The 20,878-nt window shown below is 66.7% G+C and carries 19 protein-coding genes and 1 tRNA gene; 16 read left to right on the top strand and 4 right to left on the bottom strand.

The window, feature by feature from the left end; translation table 11 throughout:
- The first annotated feature begins 99 nt into the window (after positions 1-99).
- Both TVH25_RS08640 and TVH25_RS08645 read left to right on the top strand, forming a co-directional pair.
- On the top strand, positions 100-531 hold the full coding sequence (locus TVH25_RS08640; RefSeq protein WP_296549413.1) for a type II toxin-antitoxin system Rv0910 family toxin: 432 nt from the start codon (positions 100-102) through the stop codon (positions 529-531).
- A 337-nt stretch (positions 532-868) separates the two neighbouring features.
- On the top strand, positions 869-1,726 hold the full coding sequence (locus tag TVH25_RS08645) for an aldo/keto reductase (protein ID WP_422423838.1): 858 nt from the start codon (positions 869-871) through the stop codon (positions 1,724-1,726).
- Between the two features lie 38 nt (positions 1,727-1,764).
- Here TVH25_RS08645 and TVH25_RS08650 read toward each other — a convergent pair whose 3' ends face one another.
- Positions 1,765-3,942: a molybdopterin-dependent oxidoreductase gene (locus TVH25_RS08650; RefSeq protein ID WP_422423839.1), complete on the bottom strand. Its 2,178-nt coding sequence runs from the start codon at positions 3,940-3,942 to the stop codon at positions 1,765-1,767.
- A gap of 98 nt (positions 3,943-4,040) precedes the next feature.
- Positions 4,041-4,661, bottom strand: coding sequence for a TetR/AcrR family transcriptional regulator (locus TVH25_RS08655; protein ID WP_422423840.1), 621 nt, complete (start codon positions 4,659-4,661; stop codon positions 4,041-4,043).
- Positions 4,662-4,753: 92 nt separating this feature from the next.
- Between TVH25_RS08655 and TVH25_RS08660 the strand changes: the two genes are divergently transcribed.
- The 9 genes from TVH25_RS08660 to TVH25_RS08700 all read left to right on the top strand — a co-directional run bounded on the left by TVH25_RS08660 (position 4,754) and on the right by TVH25_RS08700 (position 14,876).
- Entirely contained in the window at positions 4,754-6,109 is a 1,356-nt protein-coding gene (locus TVH25_RS08660; RefSeq protein WP_169621128.1) for a cytochrome P450, read from the top strand.
- A gap of 50 nt (positions 6,110-6,159) precedes the next feature.
- Positions 6,160-8,439 carry an ATP-dependent DNA ligase gene (locus tag TVH25_RS08665; RefSeq protein ID WP_422423841.1) on the top strand — a complete coding sequence of 760 codons (2,280 nt, stop codon included), beginning with the start codon at positions 6,160-6,162 and terminating at the stop codon, positions 8,437-8,439.
- A gap of 45 nt (positions 8,440-8,484) precedes the next feature.
- The gene (locus TVH25_RS08670; protein WP_169651867.1) at positions 8,485-9,162 is read left to right on the top strand and encodes a response regulator transcription factor; all 678 of its coding nucleotides are present in this window, start codon (positions 8,485-8,487) and stop codon (positions 9,160-9,162) included.
- Entirely contained in the window at positions 9,143-10,348 is a 1,206-nt protein-coding gene (locus tag TVH25_RS08675; protein ID WP_422423842.1) for a sensor histidine kinase, read from the top strand. Before TVH25_RS08670 ends, TVH25_RS08675 begins: the two co-directional genes overlap by 20 nt.
- Positions 10,345-11,412 carry a hypothetical protein gene (locus TVH25_RS08680; protein ID WP_169621124.1) on the top strand — a complete coding sequence of 356 codons (1,068 nt, stop codon included), beginning with the start codon at positions 10,345-10,347 and terminating at the stop codon, positions 11,410-11,412. The genes TVH25_RS08675 and TVH25_RS08680 overlap by 4 nt, the downstream gene beginning before the upstream one ends.
- A gap of 134 nt (positions 11,413-11,546) precedes the next feature.
- Positions 11,547-11,807: a LuxR C-terminal-related transcriptional regulator gene (locus TVH25_RS08685; RefSeq protein WP_169621123.1), complete on the top strand. Its 261-nt coding sequence runs from the start codon at positions 11,547-11,549 to the stop codon at positions 11,805-11,807.
- 66 nt (positions 11,808-11,873) lie between these two features.
- The gene (locus TVH25_RS08690) at positions 11,874-12,203 is read left to right on the top strand and encodes a YnfA family protein (RefSeq protein WP_169621122.1); all 330 of its coding nucleotides are present in this window, start codon (positions 11,874-11,876) and stop codon (positions 12,201-12,203) included.
- Positions 12,204-12,321: 118 nt separating this feature from the next.
- Positions 12,322-14,091, top strand: coding sequence for a thiamine pyrophosphate-requiring protein (locus TVH25_RS08695; RefSeq protein ID WP_422423843.1), 1,770 nt, complete (start codon positions 12,322-12,324; stop codon positions 14,089-14,091).
- 41 nt (positions 14,092-14,132) lie between these two features.
- The gene (locus TVH25_RS08700; protein ID WP_296549407.1) at positions 14,133-14,876 is read left to right on the top strand and encodes an MBL fold metallo-hydrolase; all 744 of its coding nucleotides are present in this window, start codon (positions 14,133-14,135) and stop codon (positions 14,874-14,876) included.
- A gap of 22 nt (positions 14,877-14,898) precedes the next feature.
- Here the strand turns inward: TVH25_RS08700 and TVH25_RS08705 are convergent, their stop codons facing one another.
- The gene (locus tag TVH25_RS08705; protein ID WP_169651864.1) at positions 14,899-15,486 is read right to left on the bottom strand and encodes a TetR family transcriptional regulator; all 588 of its coding nucleotides are present in this window, start codon (positions 15,484-15,486) and stop codon (positions 14,899-14,901) included.
- Positions 15,487-15,627: 141 nt separating this feature from the next.
- On the opposite strand from TVH25_RS08705, the gene TVH25_RS08710 reads away from it, so the two are divergent.
- From TVH25_RS08710 to TVH25_RS08720, 3 genes are all read left to right on the top strand, one after another.
- The gene (locus TVH25_RS08710) at positions 15,628-15,870 is read left to right on the top strand and encodes a ferredoxin (protein WP_169621118.1); all 243 of its coding nucleotides are present in this window, start codon (positions 15,628-15,630) and stop codon (positions 15,868-15,870) included.
- 4 nt (positions 15,871-15,874) lie between these two features.
- Complete coding sequence (locus tag TVH25_RS08715; protein WP_378528745.1) at positions 15,875-17,155, top strand: cytochrome P450; 1,281 nt, start codon at positions 15,875-15,877, stop codon at positions 17,153-17,155.
- Positions 17,156-17,236: 81 nt separating this feature from the next.
- Positions 17,237-18,076 (top strand): mycofactocin-coupled SDR family oxidoreductase, encoded by an 840-nt coding sequence (locus tag TVH25_RS08720; RefSeq protein ID WP_422423844.1) that lies wholly within the window; start codon positions 17,237-17,239, stop codon positions 18,074-18,076.
- 76 nt (positions 18,077-18,152) lie between these two features.
- Here the strand turns inward: TVH25_RS08720 and TVH25_RS08725 are convergent.
- Positions 18,153-18,225: transfer RNA gene (locus TVH25_RS08725), tRNA-Arg, on the bottom strand.
- Positions 18,226-18,472: 247 nt separating this feature from the next.
- Between TVH25_RS08725 and TVH25_RS08730 the strand changes: the two genes are divergently transcribed.
- Both TVH25_RS08730 and TVH25_RS08735 read left to right on the top strand, forming a co-directional pair.
- Entirely contained in the window at positions 18,473-19,300 is an 828-nt protein-coding gene (locus tag TVH25_RS08730; RefSeq protein ID WP_422423856.1) for a M23 family metallopeptidase, read from the top strand.
- 68 nt (positions 19,301-19,368) lie between these two features.
- Positions 19,369-20,877 carry a glutamate-cysteine ligase family protein gene (locus tag TVH25_RS08735; RefSeq protein ID WP_422423845.1) on the top strand — a complete coding sequence of 503 codons (1,509 nt, stop codon included), beginning with the start codon at positions 19,369-19,371 and terminating at the stop codon, positions 20,875-20,877.
- Position 20,878: the final 1 nt, after the last annotated feature.

Genomic DNA, 20,878 nt, shown 5'->3' on the forward strand with positions numbered 1-20,878 from the left:
CGCGCGCGGCCCCCGCCCCGGCCCCGCCGCCGCGGGGCCGCGCCCGGCCCGTGGGTCGCGTACGGCCCGCCACAGTGCCGGTCGTCTAGGCTGCCGCTCATGGCAAAACTCGAGGTGTCGACAAAACTCCCCATGGACCCGCACCGTGCGTGGGAGAAGGCATCCCGGCTGCAGAGCTTCGACGAGTGGCTGACCATCCACGACGGCTGGCGCAGCGAACTCCCGGACACCCTCACCGCGGGCACGACACTGCAATCGGTGGTCTCGGTCAAGGGCCTGCGCAACCGCGTCACGTGGACGGTCGTGGAACTCGACGCACCGCACCACGTGGTGCTCCGCGGGACGGGCAAGGCCGGGACGAAGTTCTCGATGCGACTCGCCGTCACCGCCGCCGGCGAAGGCTCTCGTCTGACGATGAAGATCGACCTCGGGGGAGCGCCGCTGTTCGGACCCATAGGGTCGGGAGTCGCTCGCGCGCTTCAGGGCGACCTGCAGGCGTCGCTCGACACGTTCGCGCGACTCTACGGCTGACCGGGCACGCTCCCGCCATTCTTCTGCGCCGCATTTTTTGCGCCGCACCTGCCTTCTTTCGGCGCTCTCGCCGTGGTGCTGCCTCGTCGCCGGTCATGATCGCGGCGTATGCAGCTCCGTTGTTCGCCGATCATGCACACCACGCCCTCCGTGCGGGGAAGCTTGATAGTGCGGGAGTACAGGCAGAGTCCGGCGCATGCCCCCGTGACGCGCACGGCGCCCGAGCGGATTCGTGGTTCCCGCACGTCGCTGTCAGCAGGCGGCGAGAACGGCAGCCGATGGCTCCGACCGCCACCGACGAGGTGTACGGCGGGCTGTCGAGGAACGGAGCGAGAACATGAGCATCCTGAACGAGACCTACACGCTTTCGAACGGCGTAACCATCCCCAAGCTCGGCCTGGGCACCTGGTTCATCGACAACGACAAGGCCGCCGACGCGGTGCGAGCCGCACTCGAGATCGGCTACCGCAACATCGACACCGCGCAGGCCTACGGGAACGAGCGCGGCGTCGGTGAGGGCGTCCGCACCTCCGGAATCGGACGCGAGGAACTGTTCGTCTCGACCAAACTGGCGGCAGAGATCAAGGACTACGACGCTGCCGCGGCCGCGATCGACGGCTCGCTGGATGCGCTCGGTCTCGAACGCATCGACCTGATGCTGATCCACAGCCCGCAACCCTGGAAAGACTTCCGCGGCGGCGACTACACCGACGGCAACCGCCAAGCATGGCGCGCGCTGGAGGACGCCCATCGGGCAGGCAAGCTCCGGGCGATCGGCGTCTCGAACTTCCTGCAGGAAGACCTGGAAAAGCTCCTGGAGGGTAGTGCTTCCGTCCCGCACGCGAACCAGGTACTGGTGCACGCGGGCAACACGCCGAGCGAGTTGATGGCCTTTTGCGACGACAGGAACATCCTCGTCGAGGCGTACTCGCCGATCGCACACGGCGAGATCCTGCGCAATCCGGATGTACAGGCGATGGCCGGCAAGTACGGCGTTTCTGTGCCGCAGCTGTGTATCCGGTACACGCTGCAGCTGGGCGCCGTGTCACTGCCGAAGACCGAGAACCCCGACCACATGCGCTCCAACGCCGACGTCGACTTCGTGATCGCGGAATCGGACATGATTGCGCTCCGGGAACTTCGTGCCCGGGACTACGGCGCGTCGAGCGTGTTCCCGATATACGGCGGCAGCTAGGAACGACGCCGTGACGACGTACCAGCCGTCACGACGTACTACAAGGCTCTCGACGTAGCAGGAGAAGCCGTCGCGGCGACGTTCACCATCGTCGCGTTCACCGCGGCATTGCCCGTGAACGTATCGGTGACTGCCGGGTCGTGCAGCAGGTTGACGTTGGCGCCGGGATGCGCGGCGGCGGTGAACCAGCCGACACCCTTCTCAGCGTGACCCCACCCGTGCGGGATGGCGACCGTGCCGGCTCGGATTTCGTCGCTGACCTCGACGGGCACCACGATGCTCCCGATTCGGGAGCGCACTGTCACCGGCTGACCGTGCACGAGCGACCGGGACGCCGCGTCGTCGGGATGCATCAGGACCGTGCACCGGTCTCGGCCCTTCACCATGGTCGGAACGTTGTGCAACCACGAGTTGTTCGATCGCAGGTGGCGTCGCCCGATCAGCCGGAGATCGAATTCCTCTTCCCGGGAGCCGTTCTCGGCGTCGGTGAGCAGGCGACGTGTCTCCTCTACGAACTCCGGCGGCGCCACGTGCACGCGGCGATCCCGCGTAGCCACCAGGGACCGGAGCCGTGGTTGCAGCGGCCCGAGGTCGATTCCGCCGCGGGCGCGCCGGATCCGCCCGAGTGTCAATCCTCGACGCCCGCGACGCAGGACTCCGTGCGGTCCTGCCAGGACGCCGAACGCGCTCAGCCGTAGTGGGCTGAGTCGGCCGAGCAGAGCGCGGAAAGGACGAGCCGACCAGCTGCGGAAGGGAAGCGGAAGTACCTCGAGGGTCAGGCGCGACATGATCTGCCAGTCCTCGAGCGCGTCGGCCGCAGGTTCGAACACCCGTGCGCTGAACCGTGCGTTGTTCCGGACGGAGAAGACCGGGAACAGGAAATCGAACTCGTCCCGTTCGAGGTGGGATACCGGCGGAAGGATCAGGTCGGCGTGCCTGGATGTCTCGGTGAGGTACATGTCGACCGCGACGAAGAAGTCGAGGCTGTCGAGGGCCTCGTCGAGACGGCCGCCGTGCGGGGTGGACAGCACCGGGTTTCCGGCGTAGGTGACCAGAGCGCGTACCGGACCGGCGGAATCCTGTGCGTCACCGAGAATCTCGTCCGCCAAGCCCACCACCGGCAGTTCCGTGCGGAACGACTTGTGCTCGCCGGTGCGGTTGCTCCACATGCCGTATCCGGAACCGAGTCGCCGCAGAAGACGCGCCGCGTCGATCGGAGGTGAGGAAAACATCTGGCCGCCCGGCCGGTCGAGATTTCCGGTCACGGCGTTGAGGGTGTTCACCAGCCAGTGGGTGAGGGTGCCGGTGACCTGATGGCAGACACCGATGCGGGCGTATGCGACCGCGGACCGTGCCGAAGCCTGGTCGCGGGCGAGTCGTCGGATCGTGTCCGCGTCCACCCCGGCGTGCGGCGCCATCTTGTCGGGTGTGCAGGCCGCGACCAGCTGGGCCAATTCCTCCGTGCCGGCCAGGGGCACGGTGCCGGGGGCCTGGCGGATACCGTCGGCGAAGATCGTGTGCAGCATTCCGAGCAGCAGGTACGGATCGCCGCCCGGAGATACCGCGACGTGTTCGTCCGCGAGCCGCGCGGTCTCGGTGCGCCGCGGGTCGACGACGACCACCGAGCCGCCGCGGCGACGGATCGCGGCGATGCGTCCGCGGGCGTCGGGCATGGTGGTGACCGAGCCGTTGGACACCGCGGGGTTGGCCCCCAGGATCAGGAGGCGGTCGGTGCGATCGACGTCTGCGATCGGCATCAATACGTTCGAGCCGAACATCTTCCACGCTGCGAACTCCTGCGGGAATTGATCGATCGAGGACGCCGAGTAGAACTTCCTGGTGAGGAGGGCGATACGCAGGGCGATCCCGTAGAGGACAGAGGAGCTGTGTGCCGCGGGGTTGCCCAGGTACATCGCGATCGCGTCGCGGCCGTGCCGTCGCTGGATGGTGCGCAACCGGTTTCCTGCGAGGGCGAACGCCTCGTCCCAGCCGATCTCTTCGAAGCTGTCGCCGACCCGCCGTATCGGGCGACGCAGCCGGTCCGGGTCGTAGTGCAGATCTGCGAGGGCGGTGGCCTTCGGGCAGATGTACCCGTGTGAGAGCACGTCGTCGGGATCCCCCTCGATGCGGGTGACCCTGTCGTCGTCGACGGTGACGAGGATTCCGCAGTGCGCTTCGCACAGGGTGCATTGGCGAGCGACAGTACGTGTGGACACGGCGGCTCCCTCCGCGGTCGTGTGCGCAACGTAGCACTGTCGCGAGTCGCTTGTGAACGATCGCGGCGGAGGGCAACAACCCCAGGAGCCGGGCTATGTCAGCGATGGGCCGTGGACGTGAACTGGTGAGTCGCCGCGTCGACGATTTCTTCGGGAGTAATCGCGATTTCGTCGTTCAGCCACGCGGTCACCAGTTCGGCCAGGCCGCCGACGAACAGCAGTCCGTTGATCTCGCCCTGGTGCGGGGGCCACGCGCGGTCCCCGTACATCAGCGTCGCTTCGTCCGCGACCATCTGGGCGAATCCGCGCAGTGCCGCGCGTCGATGCGAGCGCAGAGGCTCGAACGCAGCGGACTGGATCATCGCGACCCGTCCCTTGCGCGGATCGTCGGTGAGGATGGTGACGAATGCCGTGATCGCGTTGCGCACGCGCTGCTCGAGCGTTCCGGCGCTCGTCCGCAGTGCACTCAGGCCGGCGTCGCGGATCTCGTCGGCGATCCGGTCCAGCACCTGCTGTAGCAATTCGTCTCTGCTGGTGAAGCTTTCGTAGAAGTAGCGCTCGGTCAGTTTGGCCTGCGCGCAGATGGCGGTCATGGTGGCGCCGCTCTGCCCGGCGGCCGCAAACACCTCCAGCCCTGCCTCGAGCAGGCTCTCGCGCCGTGATGCCGCGCGCTGCTCGCCGGTCAGGCCCGCATACCGGCGGGGCGTAGGGGATGTCATACCCCGATCTTGACAGACGGGATCGGTGTGACACACACTACAAACATCTGACAGAGCGTCCTGTCAGATCAATTCGGGAATGAGGGTTCATCGTGACGAAGATCCTGGCCGCTCCACCCGCCGACTCGCAGTTGCAGCCGATCCCGGGCCACGCGGGTCCGCCCCTCGTCGGCCACGCGCTCGAGTACATCCGCGATCCGCTGACGATGATGCAGAAGCGGTGGGACACCTACGGCGAGGTCTCGTGGTTCACGATGATCGGCCGGCGCTGGGTTGCCGTCCTCGGTCCCGACGCGTGCCAGGAAGTGCTCCAGAACAAGGATCGGGCCTTTGTGAACAGCGACGGGTGGTCGGCGCTGATCGGCCCCTTCTTCCACGGCGGCCTCATGCTGCTCGACTCGGACGAACACCTGCGGCACCGCCGGATCATGCAGCAGGCGTTCACTCGCTCACGCCTCGAGAAGACGGTCGACGCCCTCCACCCGGCCATCGGTGCCGCACTCGACACGTGGGTGCCCACCGACGGGTTCCGTGCCTACACCGAACTCAAGACCCTGACGCTGGATCTCGCCACGGACATCTTCATGGGTGGGGCGGAAGGCAGTACCGAGCGTGAGATCGACGCAATCAAGAAGGCTTTCGTCGACTGCGTCCAAGCGGCGACCTCGGTGATCCGCTATCCCGTCCCCGGCACGCGGTGGAAGCGGGGACTCGACGGCCGCCGTCTCCTCGAAGAGTTCTTCCGCCGGTACCTCCCGGCGCGCCGCACCCACGAGACCGACGACCTGTTCTCCGTGCTCTGCCACATCGAATCCGAAGCAGGACAACGCTTCAGCGACGACGAGGTCGTCGACCACATGATCTTCCTGCTCATGGCCGCGCACGACACGTCCACGATCACCCTCTCCACGATGATGCAGTACCTCGGTCAGCATCCGCAGTGGCGGGAGAGGTGCCGGGCGGAGTCGCTCGCACTGGGCACATCGACACCCGGTTACGGGGACCTCGACGGTCTGGTCGGTCTCGATCTGGTCATGAAGGAGTGCCTCCGTATCGTTGCCCCCGTGCCGGTCATGGCGCGCCGGGCGGTGCGCGACACCGAGGTGCAGGGGCATTTCGTGCCCGCGGGAACGTACGCCGCAGTGGCGCCGCACTTCACTCACCACATGCCGCAGTACTGGCCGGACCCCGAACGATTCGACCCCGAACGCTTTGCGGAGCACCGGCGCGAAGACAAGGTGCATCGGTACGCCTGGGAGCCCTTCGGCGGAGGTGTGCACAAATGCCTGGGAATGCACTTCGCCGGCGCCGAGATCAAAGCGATCATGCATCACCTGCTGCTGCGCTTCGACTGGGATGTCGACCCCGGCTACGTCGCGCCACTGAATTTCACGTCCCTGCCGTTCCCCTCCGACGGCCAGCCCGTGGATCTGCGCGTACGGGACTGAACTCGTCCGCAATCCGGCCGATCCGGGCACGGGCACGGCATTATGAGGTGATGCCGACACGCACGGTCGACGGGCACCGCATCACGCTCACCAATACCGACAAAGTGCTGTATCCGCGGACCGGCACGACGAAGGGCGACGTCATCGCCTACTACGAGGCCGTCGCCGACGCGATGCTTCCGCACGTGGTGGGCCGGGCCGGTACCCGGAAACGCTGGCCCAACGGCGTCGACGAACCGGCGTTCTTCGAGAAGAACCTCGCCGAGCACGCCCCGGTATGGATCGACCGCCGCACGCTGCACCACAAGCAACGCCGGGTCACGTACCCGCTCTTCGATTCGGCTGCGAGCCTCGTCTGGCTCGGGCAACAGGCCGCGCTCGAACTGCACGTTCCGCAATGGCGCTTCGACGACGACCACGCCGGTCCCGCCACCCGGATCGTGTTCGACCTCGACCCGGGGCCCGGAGCGGGCCTACCCGAATGCGCGGTCGTGGCCCGGTACGTCCGCGACACCGTGGCGGAACTGGGCTGGACGGCGTATCCGGTCACGAGCGGCAGCAAGGGGATTCACCTGTATGTCCCGCTCGATCGGATACTGAGCACCTCCGGGGCCTCGACCGTCGCCAAGCAGGTCGCGACCAACCTCGCGTCCGCGTACCCCGACCTGGTGACCGCCACGATGTCGAAGTCGGTGCGGCCCGGAAAGGTGTTCGTCGACTGGAGCCAGAACAACGGGGCGAAGACCACCGTCGCACCGTATTCGCTGCGTGGACGCGAGGAGCCGTGGGTCGCGGCGCCGCGCGCGTGGGACGAACTCGACGACCCGGACCTGCGGCACCTCCGGTTCGACGAGGTGCTCGACCGCCTCGGCGAATACGGCGACCTGCTCGAAGGCCTCGATCCGCCACTCGATACCCGGGGTTCCTCCGACGCGCTCGAGGCGTACCGGAGCAAACGCGACGCCTCGCGCACTCCCGAACCCCTGCCGCGCGGTATTGCGGGGGACGGCTCCGGCGACCGGTTCGTCATCCAGGAACACCATGCCCGGCGACTGCACTTCGATCTGAGGCTCGAGCGCGACGGGGTCCTCGCATCGTGGGCCGTCCCGAAGAACCTGCCCGACAGTCCTGGTCGCAATCATCTCGCCGTCCACACCGAGGACCACCCGATCGAATACCTCACCTTCCACGGCACGATCCCGAAGGGCGAATACGGCGGCGGGACCATGACCATCTGGGACACCGGCACCTACGAGACCGAGAAGTGGCGCGACGACGAGGTGATCGTCCACCTGCACGGAACCCGGATAGACGGACGGTACGCACTGATCCGTACCGAGAAGGACCAGTGGCTGGCACACCGTATGAAGGAACAGTCGTCGGGTGCCCGCGCGTCCGTGTTTCCGCGCGACATCGCTCCGATGCTGGCGACTCCCGGCGAGGTAGCCGGCTTGGACGCCGAACACTGGGCCTTCGAAGGCAAGTGGGACGGTTATCGTGCGATTGCCGAGGTCTGCGACGGCACATTGCGCCTTCACAGCAGATCGGGACGCGACATCACGGGGGAATACCCTCCGCTCGCCGAGTTGGCGACGATCCTCGAAGGCCACGACGCGGTGCTCGACGGTGAGATCGTGGCCGTCGATCCCCAAGGCGTCACCAGTTTTTCGCGCCTGCAGCAAGGGGTGAAAGCGGAGTACCGGGTTTTCGACGTGCTCTACCTGGACGGGGTGTCACTGCTGCGCAAGACGTACGACGACCGGCGCCGGGTGCTCGGCGCTCTCGCCGCCGCGACCGGCGGGCTGCTCGTCCCCGACCAGTTGCCCGGTGACGGGGCAGAGGCACTCCGTCGCAGCCGGGACGCGCGCTGGGAAGGTGTGATCGCCAAGCGTCGCGACTCGGTGTATCTGCCGGGAAAGCGGGGGAGCGCCTGGATCAAGGAGAAGAACTGGCTCACCCGATCGGTTCTCGTCGGCGGCTACCAGCCGGGAAAAGGCAATCGCTCCGCGACTTTCGGATCTTTGCTGCTCGGGGTGTACGACGACGACCGTCTCGTGTACGTGGGAAAGGTCGGCACCGGATTCGACGAGCACACCCTCACCGAATTGACGACCGCGATGCGGAGGCTGGTGCGGAAGTCGAGCCCGTTCTCCGACGAGGTGCCGCGGGCGGAGAGCCGAGACGCGGTCTGGCTACGTCCCGAACTGGTGGGTGAAGTGCGGTTTCAGGGGTGGACGGACGGTGGCCGGCTCAGGCACACGAGTTGGCAAGGGCTGCGCGACGATCTCGACCCGGCGTCCGTGCGCAGAGAAGGAACCGACGCGGGCTGATACCGTTCGTTCTGCATACGACATCAGGCAATCGGGAGGGCTGTCATGGCCGAAAGTTCTGCTCCCGTCCGCCGGATCGGGCTTGTCGAAGACCACGAGTCGGTGGCTCTGGGACTGGCGGCGATGCTCGCCGACCAGCCGGATCTCGATCTCGTCTGTGCGGCTCCGACAGTGGCCGCACTGCTCGCACAACACACCGACCTCGATCTCGCCGTGCTGGACCTGCGGCTGGCCGACGGGTCGTCGCCGAAGGACAATGTCGAACAGTTGCGGGCGGTAGGACTCGAAACCCTCATCTTCACCGGTGCCGAGAACCCTTTTCTGTTGCGGTCCGCGGCGCGCGCGGGAGTTCTCGGCGTGGTCCGCAAGTCGGAACCCGCCGCGGTGGTGGTCGCGGCGATCCGGGTCGCGGCGAATGGTGGGCAGATCGCGAGCACCGAGTGGGCCGCTGCGATCGACGGTGATCCCGAACTCGGCGATGTCGGCCTCAGTCCCCGGCAGCTCGAGGTGCTCGAACTGTACGCATCGGGGGAGAAGCTGGATCGTGTCGCGCGGTTGACCGGGCTCGCCCCGCAAACCGTCAACGACTATCTGCAACGGATTCGGGCGAAGTATGCCGAAGCCGGCCGGCCCGCTCCCACCAAGACCGACCTGTACAAGCGTGCGATCGAGGACGGGTGGCTGCCGATTCCGGAGCGCCACGATGCCCGTCGTCGTGGCTGACCGGATCTCCGGCGCTGGGACCGCGGCCGCCGATCGCCTCGTGCGAATGTTCGCGCGCTTCATCGCAATCGGATACGTCTGCTATCTCTTGCTGGTCTTCGGCGAGGTGATCGGGCAGGCGGATCTGACCGCCGCGTGGTGGACTCCGGTGGCCGTGACGTTGATCTTCGGGTCGAGCGCAGCGTTCGGTTTCTCCGCGTCGTGGAGCGGTGCTCACCGCATGAAGCAGTTCGCGGCGGCGAACGCGATCCTCTACCTCGTGGCGCTGGCTCTGTGGTTCCCCGCCTGGAACGGATCGGTTGTCCCGCAGGACCACACCCTGTGGTTCAGTTCTTTCCCCGGACTCGCCTCGTTCGCGGCCGCGGTGGCCTGGCGGCCGCCCTGGGCGTTCCTGCACATGGTGTGTGCGATCCTGCTCGCACAGGGCGCCGATCACACCGTCCGAGATGCTCCGTTCGTACAGAACCTTCTCCCTGACGTCGCGTTCGGACTCGTTTTCTGCACCGTCTTTCTCGCGGCGGCCGTGGTGGGTCTCGGCACCGGGCGCACGCTCGACGAGACTGTTGCCGCGACCCACGCCGAAGTGGCAGTCACCGCCGCGCTGGAGGCTCGGAACCGCGAACGTGAACGGTTCGCTGCACTCGTCCACGATCGGGTGATGTCGACGCTGCTCGCGGCGGCCCGTCGTGCACCCGACGAATCCGTCGTTCCCCAGGCGGCACGAGCGCTGGCCGAACTCGACAATCTCCGACGCCGTGGCGACGACGACGAGATGATGGCCGCGCACGTGGCCGTGTCCCGACTGCGCACCGCTGCCGTCGAATCGGACGAGGAAGTCGCTGTCTCCTCGTGCATCTCGCCCGGCGACGAGAAGGCGCTGTTTCCGGCGCAACCGGTCCGCGTCATCGCTGCGGCGCTCGGGGAAGCCGTCCGCAACAGCGTGCGGCACGCCGGACCGGACGCGACGCGGTCGGTGGTGATCGACGCCGGGCCGGGCAGGCTGGACGTCCGTGTCGTCGACGACGGCTGCGGTTTCGACCCGGACGTCGTGGCGCAGAACCGCCTCGGGGTCAGTGTCAGTATCCGTGCGCGGATGAACCAGCTTCCCGGTGGAACCGCGGACGTGCGCACGGTGCCCGGGGCCGGAACCATGGTGTCCCTGTCGTGGCGGGAGGAGACGACGTGACCGGTGCGAATGCGACCGTCTCGGACCTTCTGCACATGCACAGCACGGCTGCGCGCGCGCTCGCGGGACTGTATGCGGTGACCTGCGTCGTGCTCGCCGCGTACAACGTCGACCGTGTCGAGTCCGTCTGGCCGATGGCCGTTGCGGTGCTGGTGTGCGTGGCGGCGGCTTTCGTGCTCGTGAGGGTCGAAGGGGACCCGTTGCCGCTGCGCCCGGCGCTGGCACTCATGTGTACCGGAGCGGTGTCGTGCGGTGCTCTCTTCTCGGTGGTCCCGCCGGGCCCCACGGAGCAGCCCGTGCACCTGTGGACCTTCGGGATGTCCGCAGCGATCCTGGTGTTCATGTGTGTGCGAGGGCGCACGCTCCTCGCGTGGATCGGGTTGATTCTGATGCTCCTCACCGCGGCGGTGTGGGGAGCGACGGAAGGACCGGGAGCGGCCTACGCCCTGGGCGTGTCTGTCATCAATGCCGGACCGGTGCTCATGGGCACGGTGTTCGCGTACACGATCCGGCCGCTGGCGCGCTCCATCTACGTCCTTCGAGAGCAGTCCACGCGCCGGGTCGCACGGGAATCCGCCACCGCCGCCCTTCTCGAGGAACGCGACGCGCAACTCGACCGGCTCGATGCTCTGGCCCGGCCGATGCTCGCGCTCCTCGCGTCCGGAGAGGCGCTCAGGGACGAGGACCGAACGAAGTGCGCGCTCCTCGAAGCACGTCTGCGAGACATGCTGCGGGCGCCCGCGCTGCAGGATCCCGCGGTCGTGGAAGCCGCGCAGGCGGCGCGCCTGCGGGGAGTGGAAGTGGTCATGCTCGACGACAAGGGAATGGACGACACGCCCGCGTCGGTGCGTCATCGGGTGCATCGTGCGGTGGCGGACTGCCTGGACACCGTATGGACCGGATCGGCGACCGTGCGGGTTCTTCCGCCGGGACGTACTGCGCTGGTGACCGTGCTGCTGCGAGGCGACGCCGAGGTACGCCGGATCGAACTCGACCGTGAGGGCCGCTCGGTGTCCCTCGGCGCCCTGGTGTCCACCGGAGGACCATCGACTACGCGGAACTGACGATGCCCCTCGTTTCATGGGCAGGAGAACATGGGGCTGGGGGCGACCGGTATCTCGCTGTAGCGTTCTCCCGACCGAGAAGGATTCGTCGGGGGATCGTGCTCGGTCGATCGTTGCCTACAGAGGGATACGCCATGACCAGCATGCTCGACAAGACCCCGACCTACCGGAAGCCGGCACTGACGGCCCGTGAAATCGAGATCCTTCGCGAGTGGCTGGTGTGTGAATCCAAGTCCGAGGCCGCCTCGCGCCTGTACGTCACTGCGGCCACCGTGAGCACTCACATCGTGCGCATTCGCGAGAAGTACGCACGCGTGGGCCGCGCCGCGCCCACGAAGACCTCGCTCCTGGCCCGCGCGCTGCAGGACGGCGTGGTCTCCATCGACGAACTGTGACCGACGCACCCTGATTCCGGTCACGGCGGAGACTCGCCGGGTACCGGCGAGCATTAGGGTGTCGCCGTGACGATCCTGAAGTCCCTGCTGCTCTTCGCTGTCGCCGCGCTGTTCGAAATCGGCGGCGCCTGGCTCGTGTGGCAAGGAGTGCGTGAGCACCGGGGATGGGTCTGGGTCGGCGCGGGTGTGATCGCACTGGGTGCATACGGATTCGTGGCGACCCTGCAACCGGACGCGAACTTCGGACGCATTCTCGCGGCGTACGGCGGTGTGTTCGTCGCCGGTTCCCTGGCCTGGGGCATGGTCGTGGACGGATTCCGGCCGGACCGGTGGGATGTGTCCGGCGCGCTCGTCTGTCTGGTGGGCGTTGCGATGATCATGTACAGCCCGCGGTAATCCCGCGCGCCTCCGCCTTCTCGGCTTCTCGGACAGGACGGGTGGTGAGGTTTCGGTGCTGTTGCACCGGGAACCCGAACCGCGATCCGCTCGCCCGACCGCAGAACAGGAGACGCGTATGCCCAATGTGGCCGACGGAATCGTTGACCGGCTGAAGGACTGGGGAGTGCGCCGGGTCTTCGGGTACGCCGGGGACGGGATCGACCCCGTCCTCGCCGCGCTCGACCGCGCATCCGACCACATCGAGTTGGTCACGGCACGCCATGAGGAGATGGCGGCGTTCATGGCCACCGGCCACGCCAAATACACCGGTGAGGTGGGGGTGTGCCTCGCGACCCAGGGTCCCGGCGCAATCCATCTCCTCACCGGCCTCTACGACGCGAAGCTCGACAGCAAACCGGTGGTCGCGATCGTCGGCCAGGTGGTCACCTCCGCACAGGGGAGCGGCTACCAGCAGGAGGTGGAACTGCCCACCTTGTTCAAGGACGTCTGCGCCCAGTACGTGCAGAGCATCGACAGTCCCGAGCAGCTCGGGCCCGCGCTCGACAATGCGTTCCGCACCGCCCGAGCCACCTCCAGCCCCACCTGTGTCATCGTGCCGCACGACATCCAGCAGGCGGACGAACCGGAACGCGAACACGCGCACGGGTTCGTTCCCAGCACCGCCGCCTTCGCTTCGCCACGCGTGATTCCCGCCGAGACCGATCTCGACAGGGCCGCGGACGTACTCAACGCCGGTGAGAAAGTGGCGTTGCTCGTCGGTCAGGGCGCTTACGGTGCCGCGGCCGAGATTGCGGAGGTGGCAGAGCGACTCGGTGCCGGCGTCACCACGTCGCTGCTCGGTAAGCCGGTGGTGGACGAGACCGAGCCGTGGGCCTGCGGGGTGATGGGTCACCTCGGTACCACCGCATCCGCCGACCTGATGGCGGGGTGCGACACCCTGCTCATCGTGGGCAGCAACGACCCGTGGACCGAGTTCTACCCCGCGCCCGGGCAGGCCCGGGCCGTGCAAATCGATATCGAGTCCAGGAATCTCGGTGCGAAGTACCCCATCGAGGTGGCGCTTCCCGGTGACGCGACCGAGACGTTGCGGGCATTGCTTCCGCGACTCGAGCAGAGCCGGCGCCCGTGGCGCGACGAAGTCGCGAACATGGTGCAGGACTGGCGGCAGATCGCGGCGGCGCGCTGCGCCGAGAAGCCGGAGCGGCTCAATCCGCAGGCGGTTGTCGCCACGCTGTCCGACCACCTGCCGTCGGACGCTCAGGTCGCTGTCGACGTCGGTTCGGTCGTGTACTGGTATGCGCGGATGCTGCGGCTGCCCCGGGGCGTGCCGGCGCACCTGTCCAGCACACTGGCGTCGATGGGGTCCGCGCTTCCCTACGGGCTCGCTGCCAAGCTCGCCCGGCCGGATCGACCCGTGATCGCGCTCGCGGGCGACGGTGCAATGCAGATGAGCGGCAACTCCGAACTCGTGACGGTGGCCCACCACTGGCGCAACTGGGCCGACCCGAGGTTCGTCGTCCTCGTGCTCGACAACGGAGACCTTGCCGAGGTGTCGTGGGAGCAAAGAGAAATGGAGGGAGACGCCCGCATCCCGGCCTCACAGGACGTACCGGTGTTTCCGTATGCCGACTATGCCCGGCTGCTCGGCCTCGAAGGCATTCGCATCGAGCGGCCCGAGGACATCGACGACGCGTGGCGCGCGGCGCTCGCCGCCGATCGTCCCGTGGTGATCCAGGCGGTGACCGATCCCGCGACACCGTTGCTGCCGCCGCGGGCTCCGGGTGCCAAGGTGGACAAGATGTTCGGCGCGCTCGATCAGGAGGGTGCCGGCGACGCCGCGCGGCAACTGCGTGGACAACGGGCGCAGGAGAATCCCGAGGACTGACGCCCGCACGTGTACGACACCCGTCCGACCGAGGAGGACCCATGTTCGAACGTAATGTGGCCGACGGCGTGCACAGGATCGAGCACGCTCACGTCAACGTGTATCTGGTCGAGGACGACGACGGTGTCACCTTGGTGGACACGGGTTTTCCCGCGACCTTCCGCCACATCGAATCCGCCCTGCGGGAGATCGGACGCTCGCCGCAGGACGTGCGTGCGATCGTGCTGACGCATGCGCACTTCGACCACGTCGGTTCGGCGCGTCGTGCGCACCGCGCGTGGCGGGTTCCGGTGTGGGCACATCGGCGGGAGCAGTATCTCGCCGCGCATCCGTACCGGTACAAGCCGGAGCGTGCGCGCCTGCTCTATCCCTTCCGCTACCCGAAATCACTCCTGGTCCTCGGCCGGATGACGGCAGCGGGGGCGTTGGGGGTCCGGGGCCTCCCGGATACGACCCCGTTCGAGACCGGCGCTCGGCTCGATGTTCCCGGTGGGCCTCGAGCGGTCTTCACGCCCGGTCATACATTCGGGCATTGTGCCCTCCACCTCCCGGACCGGAATACCGTGATCTCGGGCGACGCCCTCGTCACCCTCGACCCGTACACCTGTAAAACAGGACCGCACGTGGTCGCGGGCGCCGCGACGACCGACAGCGCTCAGGCTCTGGCGTCGCTGTCGGCTCTCGCGGAGACCGCTGCCGGCACCGTTCTGCCGGGCCACGGTGAACCCTGGTTCGACGGGGTGGACTCGGCGGTCGAGCAAGCACTACTGGCCGGCCCGTCCTGACGTTCGAGAGACCGCGCCGCGCTCACGACTCGCTGCCCCTGAGCGTCGCTTCGTACCCGGTGGTGAGCCAGAAGACCGTCCGGTCGATGGTGGGCATGATGTCGTGGATGGCGATGTCGCCGTCGCGGCAGCGTCCGACCAGACCGTAGACAACGCTCGACAGGATGGACCTCAGTTCGGCGACGAAGCCGGGGTCGACGTCGGACAGGACCGCCATGCCTACAGGGACGACCGGATCGAAGCCCCGCATGTGCAGTCCTTCGCCGCCAGGTGCGGCTCTCACCTGGAAGTAGGCGAGAAGCATGTGCGGGTGCTTCTCCCACGGCTCGAAGATCGCGCGCAGGACTCTCATCATGGCCGGGTGCAACGGCTCGTCCGCGTGCCGGGTCTGCGGAACGAGGGCCGAGTGGTTGCTCTCCATCCAGCGCTCGATCGCGGCAAGAATGAGGACGTCGCGGGTGGCGTAGTGCTTGTAGACGGTCGACAGCGATATGCGTGCGCGGCGGGCCACCTCGCGTAGCTGGACCGCCTCGAATCCTCCCTCGTCGAGCAGTTCTACGACGCTGTCGAGAAGTCGGTCCTCGCCGTCGCGCAAAATGGTGTTCTCCATTTCTACCAATTCCCTTGCCGTCCTCGGATAACAGAGTTACCGTGACGCCGGTAACACCGTTACTCACCGTACATCGGACGGCATTCACGCCGAATGCGTGCTCTCGCCGTCCGGGCCCGACTTCACCCTTTGGAGCGCCCGATGACGGGACCACCGAAGCACCTGCACATCGATCGCGATATGTGCGAGGCCCACGCGTTGTGTGTCGAGATCGCCCCCGAGATCTTCGAACTCGCCGACGACGACATCGCGACGTGCAACGAGACACCACCGGAAGCTTTGTGGCCCAAGGCGCACTCGGCCGTGAGTGCATGCCCGCGCCAGGCCATCGGTATCCGCGAGGACTCCTCCACCACCTCCACTCGTTCACCGAAAGGTCAGTGAACCGATGACCGATCTCGCCTCAGCCGACTACTTCTCCGACGGCGACCTGGCGCAAAACCCCTTCGACTATTTCGACCACCTCCGAAGCCGGAATCCCGTGTTCCGCGAGCCGAACTACGGCGTCGTGGTGGTCACCGGCTATCCGGAGGTTGTCGAGGGCTTCAAGAACTCCGAGGCGCTCTCCGCGGTCAACGCGATCGGCGGGCCGTTTCCGCCGTTGCCGTTCGAACCCGAGGGCGACGACATCACGGACCAGATCGCGGCGCACCGTCACCTCTTTCCGATCTCGGAGCACATGGTCGTGATGGACCCTCCCGATCACACGCGTGCACGCTCGTTGCTGGGCCGGCTCCTCACGCCGAAGCGGCTGAAGGAAAACGAGGAGTACCTGTGGTCGCTCGCGGACCAGGTGCTCGACGAATTCTTCGACGACGAGCACTGCGAGTTCCTCGGGCAGTACGCCAAACCGTTTGCCACTCTGGCGATCACGGACCTTCTGGGAGTTCCGGAGGGGGACCGCGAAGAGTTCCGTTTCGCGCTCGGTGCCGCCGAGCGATCCGGTATCCCGGTGGGGGCACTCGACCACAGAACGGTCGCGGTCAATCCGCTCGAGTACCTCGACGACCGCTTCTCCGGTTACCTCGCCGAGCGGCGACGTGAACCCCGCGGGGACATTCTCAGTGGTCTGGCAGCGGCAACGTATCCGGACGGGACCACGCCGGAACTGCTCGAGCTCGTCCGGCCGGCGACCTTCCTGTTCGCCGCCGGCCAGGAAACGGTGACGAAGCTACTCAGTTCGGCGCTGCGGGTGCTCTGCGAACGACCGGAATACCAGAAGATCTTGCGCGAGGATCGCAGCCTCGTAAAACCCTTCATGGAAGAGTCGCTGCGATTCGACAGTCCGACCAAGGTCGACTTCCGCCTGGTGAAGAAGAACACCACCATCGGCGACGTCGAGGTCCGCGCGGGGACCGTGGTCATGCTGAGCCTTGCAGCGGCCAACCGTGATCCGCGAAAGTTCGAGAACCCGAACGAATTCCGGCTCGACCGCAAGAACGCGCACGATCACATCGCATTCGGGCGGGGCCTGCACACGTGCGCAGGCGCGCCGCTTGCCCGCATCGAAGGCCACGTCACGCTCAACAAGTTGCTCGACCGCATGAGCGACATCCGCATCAGCGACAGCGCACACGGCCCGGAAGACGACCGGAAGTTCCTCTACGAGCCCACCTTCCTGCTCCGCGGACTCGTCGAGCTGAACATCGAGTACACCAGAAATCCCTGATACCCGAACACAATTCGACTGAAGCAGTCCCACGGTTACCGCGCCGGGTCATCACCCGGGGCGCAATGAGAGAGGGAGTTCATGGCGGGAAGAGTTGAAGGCAAGGTCGCGTTCGTCACCGGTGCCGCGCGCGGTCAGGGACGTAGTCACGCGGTGCGATTGGCGCAAGAGGGCGCGGACATCATCGCCCTGGACATCTGCGGCCCCATCAGGGACAACGCACTGATCGAACCGGCCACTCCGGAGGACATGGCCGAGACCGTCGAGGTGGTCAAGGGCCTGAACCGGCGGATCGTGACGGTGCAAGCCGACGTCCGCGATTTCGACGCGGTCAAGGCCGCCGTCGACGACGGGGTCGCACAACTGGGGCGGCTCGACATCATCGTCGCCAACGCCGGGATCGGAACGGGCGGAACCCCGCTTCACCAGACCGACGAGTTCGACTGGCAGGAAATGCAGGACATCAACCTGTCGGGAGTCTGGAAGACGGTGAAGGCAGCCGTACCCCACATCATCGAGGGCGGGCAGGGTGGTTCGATCATCCTGACGAGTTCGGTGGGCGGACTCAAGGCCTATCCGAATACGGGCCCGTACATCGCGGCCAAGCACGGTGTCGTCGGTTTGATGCGCTCGTTCGCAGTCGAGCTGGGTGAACACTTCATCCGCGTCAATACGGTGCACCCCACCAATGTGAACACCCCGATGTTCATGAACGAGGGCGCCATGAAGATGTTCCGCCCCGACCTCGAGAATCCGGGACCGGACGACCTGAAGGTGGCGGCACAGTTCATGCACGTGCTGCCGATCGGCTGGGTGGAACCCGAAGACATCAGCAACGCTGTGCTCTTCCTGGCGTCGGACGAATCCCGGTATGTCACGGGCCTGACTCTCACAGTCGACGCCGGCAGCACACTCAAGTAGGCAAGACCGTACGAAGCGATCCGTCGCCCGTCCGAGCTTCGCGAAAGCCGGTACCGGGCGACGGATCGTTCTTCTGTGCCCCCGGCAGGATTCGAACCTGCGACACCCGCTTTAGGAGAGCGGTGCTCTATCCCCTGAGCTACGAGGGCGCGCGCGTGAGGCGGCGGACCGGATCATGGCGCGCTGTGAGTGTAGCGGGCGGCAGGTGCCGAGGGCGAAGCGAACGGCTCTCGGCGTCGGTCCGGTGGGGGTCGAATCGGCCGTTGTCCCGCACCCTGAGATTAAGAGATGATCACGCTGGCGCATCCCTATATCGTTTTGTTACCTTGGGTCGCCAGGAACGACGGGCCACCGGAGGCTCAGCTCGAAATCGGGACGACGAACGGGAAAATGACTGTGGGACGGCACCAGCTCGCACGTGAAGAAAATGCTTTCGATATCGACTTTTCCTTTTCCCCGTCCAATAAGGGCCGTCACCGCGAGGAGCCCACCGGTACGTCCGCGCCGGTGAAGGCTGCGACCGTCGCCGCAGCTACCGGTGCCTTCTTCGCAGTCGGCGCCCAGTTCACCGCCGGTACCGCCGCCGCGCATCCCGGTCACGAAGCGCCGGCCCACACCGAAGCGCCCACGACCGGAACGCTCCCGTTCGCTCTGCCCGAGGGCCTGCTGCCCGCGGGTGTCGAGGTTCCGGCGATCCCCGGTGTCACCACGCAAGCCGCGCAGGACGCCCCGCAGCTTCCGGCCGAGATCACGCAGCTCGTCGACCAGTTCGCCGGTGGAAACAACTGGCTGGACAGTCTGAACCCGATCAAGCCGAGCACCGTGCAGCCTGTGTCCGGCACGCTCACCTCCGATTTCGGTGCTCGCTGGGGCGCGCACCACGGCGGTATCGATATCGCCGCCCCGATCGGCACCCCGATCATGTCCGCCTCCGACGGCACCGTGCTCGACGCGGGTGCGGCATCCGGATACGGACAGTGGGTCCGCGTGCTCAACGACGACGGCACCACGGCGGTCTACGGCCACGTCGACACCTACCAGGTCGCAGCCGGCGAACGTGTCTCTGCCGGGCAGCAGATCGCAACCGTGGGCAACCTCGGCTGGTCCACCGGCCCGCACCTCCACTTCGAGGTCTGGGACCAGGACGGCACGAAGACCGATCCCAACGCGTGGCTCAGCAACCGCGGTGTCGTCGCCGACTGGGGCCATTCCCGCGCGGTCTGATCACCTGCGGGTGTCCGGCCGAGCGTTAGGCTTGTTTCGAGACAGAAGTCAGCGCTACCGGGGGTTCCATGGGCACCGAGATTTCGGCACGTTCGTTCACCGGCGCGGACCGGCGGGCATTTCGCCGTAAGGTGCGCGACTGCATCGGCGCGCTCGAGCGGATGCTGCGCGAGGACATGTTCGTCGACGTGCATTCGTCGCCGGAACCGCAGCTCGGCATGGAGATCGAGTTCAACCTCGTCCAGGACGACATGGCTCCCGCGATGTCGAACATCGAGGTGCTGCAGGCGATCGACGATCACGCCGTCTTCCAGACCGAACTCGGCCAGTTCAACGTCGAGATGAACGTCGAGCCGGGTCCGCTGACCGGTGACGCGACCCTCGAGCTCGAAGAGTCTCTCCGGTCTTCGTTGCGGCGCGCCGCCGACCGGATGCACCGGCACAATGCCCAGCTCGTGATGATCGGGATGCTCCCCACTCTCGAACTCGACCACCTCGGACGGGACCGCATCACCGCCAATCCGCGCTACGAGGCTCTCAACGAGCAGATTTTCGCGGCCCGCGGAGAAGACCTCGAACTGGACCTGGACGGCGTACCGCTTCCGGGGACCGACGAAGTGGAATCTCTTCGCGAGGACATGAATTCGGTCGTCCCCGAGGCGGCGTGCACCTCGTTGCAGTTGCACCTGCGGGTCGCACCCGAGGACTTCGCACCGCACTGGAATGCGGCGCAGTGTCTCGCCGGGGTCCAGGTTGCGCTCGGAGCCAACTCACCGTTCTTCGCAGGCAAGTCGCTGTGGCACGAGAGCCGGATCCCGTTGTTCGCACAGGCCACCGACACTCGCCCGTTCGAGTTGAAGAACCAGGGCGTGCGGCCTCGAGTGTGGTTCGGTGAGCGCTGGATCGAATCTCCCCTGGACCTCTTCGAGGAGAACTCCCGCTACTTCACGGCGCTCCTCCCCGAGGTGAGCGATTCGGATCCGATGACCGAACTCGATGCCGGCCGGATTCCCGAACTGCGGGAACTCCAGATGCACAACGGCACCATCTATCGCTGGAACCGTCCGGTGTACGACATCAGCGACGGGCAAGCGCACCTGCGCGTCGAAAACCGTGTGCTGCCCGCCGGGCCGACGGTGCTCGACACGATGGCGAACGCGGCGTTCTATTACGGCGCCCTCCGCGCGCTCGTCGACGCCGAAGAACCGCTGTGGCGTCAGATGAGTTTCGATGCGGCCGAGAAGAACCTGGTCCTCGGTGCGAAGTTCGGTCTCGACGCCAGACTGTACTGGCCGAAGATCGGCTGGGTGGGTGCCGACGAACTCGTCCTGCGGTGTCTGCTGCCCTTGGCCGACAAAGGTCTCGAAGCGTTCGGCCTCTCGTCGAAAGCCCGCGATCGGTACCTCGGGATCATCGAGGGCCGGTGCAGCAACCGGAGGACCGGTGCGGCGTGGCAGCGCGAGCACGTCGCCAAGCGGGAAGCGTCGGGCGAAGACCGGCGTACCGCGCTCCGAGGGATGATGGGTGAGTACGTGGGGAACATGCTCGAGGGCAACCCCGTTCACCAGTGGGGTTGAT

This window comes from Rhodococcus sp. 7Tela_A2, assembly GCF_049311045.1.
Taxonomy (GTDB): Bacteria; Actinomycetota; Actinomycetes; order Mycobacteriales; family Mycobacteriaceae; genus Rhodococcus.

Coding starts and splice junctions, on each gene's coding strand:
- TVH25_RS08675 (WP_422423842.1), top strand. CDS start 9,143: ATGCCCGTCGTCGTGGCTGACCGGATCTCCGGCGCTGGGACCGCGGCC.
- TVH25_RS08705 (WP_169651864.1), bottom strand. CDS start 15,486: ATGGAGAACACCATTTTGCGCGACGGCGAGGACCGACTTCTCGACAGC.
- TVH25_RS08640 (WP_296549413.1), top strand. CDS start 100: ATGGCAAAACTCGAGGTGTCGACAAAACTCCCCATGGACCCGCACCGT.
- TVH25_RS08700 (WP_296549407.1), top strand. CDS start 14,133: ATGTTCGAACGTAATGTGGCCGACGGCGTGCACAGGATCGAGCACGCT.
- TVH25_RS08710 (WP_169621118.1), top strand. CDS start 15,628: ATGACGGGACCACCGAAGCACCTGCACATCGATCGCGATATGTGCGAG.
- TVH25_RS08720 (WP_422423844.1), top strand. CDS start 17,237: ATGGCGGGAAGAGTTGAAGGCAAGGTCGCGTTCGTCACCGGTGCCGCG.
- TVH25_RS08670 (WP_169651867.1), top strand. CDS start 8,485: ATGGCCGAAAGTTCTGCTCCCGTCCGCCGGATCGGGCTTGTCGAAGAC.
- TVH25_RS08645 (WP_422423838.1), top strand. CDS start 869: ATGAGCATCCTGAACGAGACCTACACGCTTTCGAACGGCGTAACCATC.
- TVH25_RS08735 (WP_422423845.1), top strand. CDS start 19,369: ATGGGCACCGAGATTTCGGCACGTTCGTTCACCGGCGCGGACCGGCGG.
- TVH25_RS08655 (WP_422423840.1), bottom strand. CDS start 4,661: ATGACATCCCCTACGCCCCGCCGGTATGCGGGCCTGACCGGCGAGCAG.
- TVH25_RS08665 (WP_422423841.1), top strand. CDS start 6,160: ATGCCGACACGCACGGTCGACGGGCACCGCATCACGCTCACCAATACC.
- TVH25_RS08715 (WP_378528745.1), top strand. CDS start 15,875: ATGACCGATCTCGCCTCAGCCGACTACTTCTCCGACGGCGACCTGGCG.
- TVH25_RS08685 (WP_169621123.1), top strand. CDS start 11,547: ATGACCAGCATGCTCGACAAGACCCCGACCTACCGGAAGCCGGCACTG.
- TVH25_RS08695 (WP_422423843.1), top strand. CDS start 12,322: ATGCCCAATGTGGCCGACGGAATCGTTGACCGGCTGAAGGACTGGGGA.